Source organism: Burkholderia sp. HAN2018, assembly GCF_024704855.1.
Taxonomy (GTDB): Bacteria; Pseudomonadota; Gammaproteobacteria; order Burkholderiales; family Burkholderiaceae; genus Burkholderia; species Burkholderia cepacia.
Genome location: NZ_QOBB01000373.1, coordinates 1 through 4221 on the forward strand (window position 1 = coordinate 1; position 4221 = coordinate 4221).

5 protein-coding genes and 1 pseudogene are annotated in these 4221 nt (G+C 65.7%); 1 reads left to right on the forward strand and 5 read right to left on the reverse strand.

What is annotated here, in order from left to right; translation table 11 throughout:
• The first annotated feature begins 96 nt into the window (after window positions 1–96).
• Complete coding sequence (locus tag DPV74_RS39460; protein WP_021156278.1) at window positions 97–639, forward strand: response regulator transcription factor; 543 nt, start codon at window positions 97–99, stop codon at window positions 637–639.
• Window positions 640–661: 22 nt separating this feature from the next.
• Here the strand turns inward: DPV74_RS39460 and DPV74_RS39465 are convergent, their stop codons facing one another.
• The 5 genes and pseudogenes from DPV74_RS39465 to DPV74_RS39485 form a co-directional block, all read right to left on the reverse strand.
• Window positions 662–991: a hypothetical protein gene (locus DPV74_RS39465; protein WP_240440105.1), complete on the reverse strand. Its 330-nt coding sequence runs from the start codon at window positions 989–991 to the stop codon at window positions 662–664.
• 211 nt (window positions 992–1202) lie between these two features.
• Entirely contained in the window at window positions 1203–2546 is a 1344-nt protein-coding gene (gene hslU / locus DPV74_RS39470) for an ATP-dependent protease ATPase subunit HslU (RefSeq protein WP_042972634.1), read from the reverse strand.
• 10 nt (window positions 2547–2556) lie between these two features.
• Window positions 2557–3093 carry an ATP-dependent protease subunit HslV gene (hslV, locus tag DPV74_RS39475; protein ID WP_021156275.1) on the reverse strand — a complete coding sequence of 179 codons (537 nt, stop codon included), beginning with the start codon at window positions 3091–3093 and terminating at the stop codon, window positions 2557–2559.
• 242 nt (window positions 3094–3335) lie between these two features.
• Window positions 3336–3752: an RNA polymerase-binding protein DksA gene (gene dksA, locus DPV74_RS39480; protein ID WP_006477498.1), complete on the reverse strand. Its 417-nt coding sequence runs from the start codon at window positions 3750–3752 to the stop codon at window positions 3336–3338.
• A gap of 126 nt (window positions 3753–3878) precedes the next feature.
• A pseudogene (locus DPV74_RS39485) lies at window positions 3879–4221 on the reverse strand (hypothetical protein); the annotation flags it as partial.

Genomic DNA, 4221 nt, shown 5'->3' on the forward strand with positions numbered 1-4221 from the left:
CATCCGCCGCGCGCGGCACGCGGGCCGTGCTGCGCCTGCCGGCGGTGCGCGTCGCGGCGCCGGCCGCCTCAACCAACACGTAGACGGAGAAACCACATGAGCGAGAACAATTTCCTGGTGATCGACGACAACGAGGTGTTCGCGGGTACGCTCGCGCGCGGCCTCGAGCGCCGCGGTTACGCGGTCCAGCAGGCGCACGACAAGGAGGCGGCGCTGCGGCTTGCCGCGGGCGGCAAGTTCCAGTTCATCACCGTCGACCTGCATCTCGGCGAGGATTCGGGCCTGAGCCTGATCGCGCCGCTGTGCGACCTGCAGCCCGATGCGCGAATCCTGGTGCTGACCGGCTACGCGAGCATCGCGACCGCCGTGCAGGCGGTGAAGGAAGGCGCCGACAACTATCTCGCGAAACCCGCGAACGTCGAGTCGATCCTGGCCGCGCTGCAGACCAACGCAACCGAAGTGCAGGCCGACGAAGCGCTCGAGAATCCGGTCGTGCTGTCGGTCGACCGGCTCGAATGGGAGCACATCCAGCGCGTGCTGGCCGAGAACAACAACAACATCTCGGCGACGGCGCGCGCGCTGAACATGCACCGCCGCACGCTGCAGCGCAAGCTCGCGAAGAAGCCGGTGCGGCAGTAAGCGGGCACTGGCGCCCGGCGCGTCAGCCGGGTGCGCCCGGGGCTCGCGACAGGCAGGCGACGATCTCGCGTTTCAGCAGGAGCGTGAGCAGCGCCGAGTAGAAGACGTTGGCGAGCAGCGGCGCGCATCCGCCGACGACGATGGCGCTGGCCAGCGGCCACGGCGTTGCCGATACGCCACGCGCGACGAACTGGATGCCGATGCTGATCGCCACGCTGGCGAATGCGATGCCCGCCAGCGTGCCCAGCCACGCGAGTACAAACGCGACGCTGTAGCGCCGCAGCGAATCCCGCCTGATCCGGCGCAGGAGCGACAGGATGTCGGCGCGCGTGAGCGCGAGCAAGGCCGGCACGATTCGGCCGGCGACGGACGGGTAGATGGTCATTCGAAGGCGGTGACGAATGCGTCGGTACTTGGCCGGAGGAGTCCGGATTATAGGGACGCACCAGCGCGCTTGCCATCAGCCGCATTCCAGGGGCAGGCACGGGCGCCGCATCGCCTGACCATGAAAAAACGGGCGACCCCGCAAGGGGCCGCCCGTTTTTCGTCGGACGCCGCGCGCGTTACAGCACGTAGCGCGACAGGTCTTCGTCCTGCGACACTTCGCCCAGCGCGCGGTCGACATACTTCGCGTCGATCGTCACGCGCTCGCCGGCATGGTTGCCGGCCGAGAACGACACTTCCTCAAGCAGTTTCTCGATCACCGTGTACAGCCGGCGCGCACCGATGTTCTCGGTCTTCTCGTTGACCGCATACGCGATCTCCGCGAGACGGCGGATGCCGTCGTCGGCGAACTCGAGCTGCACGTCTTCGGTCGCGAGCAGCGCCTGGTACTGCTTGACGAGGCTGGCGTCGGTGGCGACGAGGATCGCCTCGAAATCGTTCACCGACAGCGAGTCGAGCTCGACGCGGATCGGGAAACGGCCCTGCAGTTCGGGAATCAGGTCGCTCGGTTTCGCGAGGTGGAACGCGCCGCTCGCGATGAACAGGATGTGATCGGTCTTCACCATCCCGTACTTCGTGTTGACCGTCGTGCCTTCGACGAGCGGCAGCAGGTCGCGCTGCACGCCCTGGCGCGACACTTCGCCGCCGCTGCCTTCGTTGTTGCGCGACGTGATCTTGTCGATCTCGTCGAGGAACACGATGCCGTTCTGCTCGACGTTCTGCACGGCCTTCGTCTTCACTTCCTCGTCGTTCAGCATCTTCGCCGCTTCCTCGTCGGTCAGCAGCTTCAGCGCTTCCTTGATCTTCACCTTGCGACGCTGCTTCTTGCCGCTGCCGAGGTTCGAGAACATCGAGCGGATCTGCTCGGTCATCTCTTCCATCCCCGGCGGCGCCATGATGTCCATGCCGGCCGACGGCTGCTCGAGGTCGAGCTCGACTTCCTTGTCGTCGAGCTGGCCTTCGCGCAGGCGCTTGCGGAAGGTCTGGCGCGTCGCGTTGTTGTCGTCGTTCGCGTGGTCGGCATTGCCGCCGAAGCCCACCGCGCGCGGCTGCGGCAGCAGGATGTCGAGGATGCGGTCTTCCGCCTGGTCGGTGGCCTTGCTGCGCACCTTGCGCATCTCGGATTCGCGCGTCTGCTTGACCGAGATCTCGATCAGGTCGCGCACGATGCTGTCGACGTCGCGGCCGACGTAGCCGACCTCGGTGAACTTGGTCGCTTCGATCTTGATGAACGGCGCGTCGGCGAGCTTCGCGAGGCGGCGTGCGATTTCGGTCTTGCCGACGCCCGTCGGCCCGATCATCAGGATGTTCTTCGGCGTGATTTCCTGGCGCAGCGGGTCGGCGACCTGCTGGCGGCGCCAGCGGTTGCGCAGCGCGACCGCGACGGCCTTCTTCGCCTTGGCCTGGCCGATGATGTGCTTGTCGAGTTCCGAGACGATCTCGGCAGGGGTCATGGTGCTCATGGTGCGGTCCTTACTCGATCGTTTCGATGATGCGGTTGTGGTTCGTGTAGATGCACATGTCGCCGGCAATCTTCAGCGACTTCTCGACGATCTCGCGCGGCGACAGCTCGGTGTTCTCCGCGAGCGCGCGGGCCGCGGCCTGCGCATATGCACCGCCCGAACCGATCGCGCAGATGCCTTCCTCGGGGTCGAGCACGTCGCCGTTGCCGGTGATCACGAGCGTGGTGGTGGCATCGGCCGTGATCAGCATTGCCTCGAGGCGGCGCAGCATCCGGTCGGTGCGCCAGTCCTTCGCGAGCTCGACGGCCGCGCGGGTCAGGTTGCCCTGGTGCTTCTCGAGCTTCGCCTCGAAGCGGTCGAGCAGCGAGAACGCATCGGCGGTGCCGCCCGCGAATCCGACCAGCACCTGGTTGTTGTAGATCCGCCGCACTTTCCGCGCGCCACCCTTCATGACGATGTTGCCGAGGGTTACCTGGCCGTCGCCGCCGAGCGCGACCTTGTCGCCGCGCCGGACCGAAACGATGGTCGTGCCGTGAAATTGCTCCATCTGCGTTCCTTGAGAAAAACGGGGAAGAGTCGGGCGGCGCGAGGCGCCGCCGCGTAACTCGCAGTGCGCCGGGAAGCGGCCCGGCGCGCGTCCGTTTCATTTTAGGGCGGGCGCGGGGATATCAAGAGGCGGGAGGCAAATCGGAAAACCGGCCAACCGCGAGCCGGTGCCGGAAAAACAAAAAGCGCGCGGCAGGCCGCGCGCTTTCGGGAAGCAGCGTGTCTGAGCGGAACGCCGCTCGATCAGTCGCCGAACAGCTTCTGGCGCAACTCGCGGCGCTCCTGCGCCTCGAGCGACAGCGTGGCGGTCGGACGGGCGAGCAGCCGCGGAATGCCGATCGGCTCGCCGGTTTCCTCGCACCAGCCATAATCGCCGGAATCGATGCGGGCGAGCGACTGCTGAACCTTCTTGAGGAGCTTGCGTTCGCGATCGCGCGTGCGCAGCTCGAGCGCGTGCTCTTCCTCGATCGTCGCGCGATCGGCGGGATCGGGGACGATCACCGTCTCGCGCAGGTTCTCGGTCGTCTGGCCTGCATTCTTGAGGATGTCCGCCTGCAACTGTTCGAGCCGATTTTTGAAGAAGGCGAGCTGATCCTCATTCATGTAATCCTTGTCGCTCATCTTCAGGATTTCGGCTTCGGTCAAGAGTTTCTTCGTCATCTGCTTGCTTCTTCAATGTGCGGCAAATCGAGAGATATTGCCTGCACTTTGGGATTACCCGCAACCGCGCTTGCAATCATTTGCGATTTGCCGCCGCGGGGCCGAAAGCCTCTGGAAAACCGGTTCTCAAATACCAGGATAGGCCTGGCGCGGAGTTGCGCGCGCTGCGAACCGGTGTGCTGCGCGGCACATCGCATCGGCCGCGGCCGGGAGGCGGATTGGCGATCCGGCGCGGTTGCGATGCCCGGAAAACTGGTTCAGCAAGAACCGGGCCTGTTTGTTGCCGTACTCCAGCGGGCACGTATTGTAACTGAATCGCAAGCGGGCGCCGTATCGGGTCGATCCCCGTCGGCTGCGCCAATATCTAGAAAATATAACGCGCAAATCGCGAAAAAGCGATGACGGCGAAACCCTGCCCGAAACGGGCGCCCCGCGGCCGCCGCAGCCGCCCGCGGGGCGGCCGCGCGGC

What these genes read in the sequence shown, in the direction of transcription:
- dksA (WP_006477498.1), bottom strand. Translation starts at nt 3,752, where the DNA reads ATGACGAAGAAACTCTTGACCGAAGCCGAAATCCTGAAGATGAGCGAC.
- DPV74_RS39460 (WP_021156278.1), top strand. Translation starts at nt 97, where the DNA reads ATGAGCGAGAACAATTTCCTGGTGATCGACGACAACGAGGTGTTCGCG.
- hslV (WP_021156275.1), bottom strand. Translation starts at nt 3,093, where the DNA reads ATGGAGCAATTTCACGGCACGACCATCGTTTCGGTCCGGCGCGGCGAC.
- hslU (WP_042972634.1), bottom strand. Translation starts at nt 2,546, where the DNA reads ATGAGCACCATGACCCCTGCCGAGATCGTCTCGGAACTCGACAAGCAC.